The organism is Marisediminicola sp. UYEF4 (assembly GCF_040546025.1).
Taxonomy (GTDB): Bacteria; Actinomycetota; Actinomycetes; order Actinomycetales; family Microbacteriaceae; genus Marisediminicola.
On sequence record NZ_JBEPNA010000040.1, the window covers coordinates 1 to 1483 of the forward strand.

At 64.5% G+C, this 1483-nt stretch carries 1 protein-coding gene; it reads left to right on the forward strand.

All coding sequences use genetic code 11. The annotated features are described in order from the left end of the window. Positions 1 to 95: 95 nt before the first annotated feature. A complete protein-coding gene (locus ABIB15_RS15265; protein ID WP_502908997.1) occupies positions 96 to 1187 on the forward strand; it encodes an IS110 family RNA-guided transposase in 1092 nt (363 codons plus the stop codon). The last annotated feature ends 296 nt before the right edge of the window (positions 1188 to 1483 follow it).

The following is a 1483-nucleotide window of genomic DNA, read 5'->3' on the forward strand; positions in this document are numbered from 1 at the left end:
GCTTACCTCTTGAGGCTGGGGCCCCCGTTCGAGTAGACGTGGGTTACCAGCCTGCGGAGGTTGGCCTATCCACAGTCGAACTTTGGAGGCCCCAGTTGAACGAATATCGTAGTTATGTTGGTCTGGATGTGCACGCCCGCACAACGCAGGGGTGTGTGATCGATGCCGATACCGGCGAGATCGTGCACCGGAAGCTGTCGGCGAGCACGCCCGAGATCGTGGCGTGGGTGGCGTCGTTGCCGGGCCCACAGATCGCCACCTATGAGGCCGGGCCCACCGGGTTTAGTCTCTACCGCCAGCTGCTGGCTGCGGGAATCGGCTGCCAGGTTGCCGCACCGTCGAAGCTGCAACGCCCTGTCGGCGACCGGGTGAAAACGGATACTCGGGATGCTGAACACTTAGCGAAGCTGTTGCGCCTCGGGCAGATCGTCGTAGTGACCGTCCCGACGGTGGAGGCCGAGACGGTGCGGGATGTGGTGCGGGCTCGCGAAGACACCCGGCAGGTGTTGATGGGTAACCGGCACCAACTGTCGAAGCTGTTGCTGCGCCACGGACTCGTCTACGACGAAGGCGCCGCCTGGACAGGCAAACACGACCGGTGGTTGCGAGAGCACCGAACCTCCGGCGACCGGTCGTTCACGACCGCGTTCGACGCCTACTACGAGGCCGTCACCCAAACAGTGGCCCGTCGTGACCGGCTCGATAAGGTGATCGAGGACCTTGCTGCGAACTCGTCGTTCACCCCGATGGTGGACCGACTCGGTTGCCTGCGTGGGGTCTCCGCGCTGACCGGGTTGGCGTTGGCGGTCGAGATCGGCGACTGGAGGCGGTTTACCGGCAAAACCATCGGCTCCTTCGTCGGACTGGTTCCCTCGGAGTACTCCTCCGGGCAATCCAGGGTTCAGGGCGGGATCACGAAAACGGGCAACTCCCACGTCCGCCGGCTGCTCGTCGAGGCCGCCTGGCAACACCGCCGCGACTACCGCCCGACTCCCACCTCGGTGATGCAGGCCCGGTGGGAGAAAGCCCCAGCGCTTGCTCGTCTCCGCGGCCAGGAGGGGAACGTGCGCCTGCACCGGCAGTGGGTCGCGTTCACCGCCCGCAGGAAACGGCCCGTCGTGGCCAACACCGCCATCGCCCGCGAGCTCGCCGGCTGGTGCTGGTCGCTGGCCGTCATGGACGACTGACCCCAGACCGCTGATCATCATCCGGTGTGTGTCGGCGAACACGTGGAGCAACCCGCTATACAGCTATGAGCAGCAGCAACCGATGCTGCGACGCTCGATTTCTAGACCCGCGGTACCTCTCCAGCTCGAACACTTCGCCCTGCGGTAACCAACCCGCGCATATCAGCCTGACCGTGAACATCGACAACGACACGTTCGACACCACCGACTCGATGACCAGCAGAAGCGGCGCCCGGGAACGATCATCCCGGACGCCGCTTCACCCTGCCCACTTGACAAAAGCAACTACATATCAG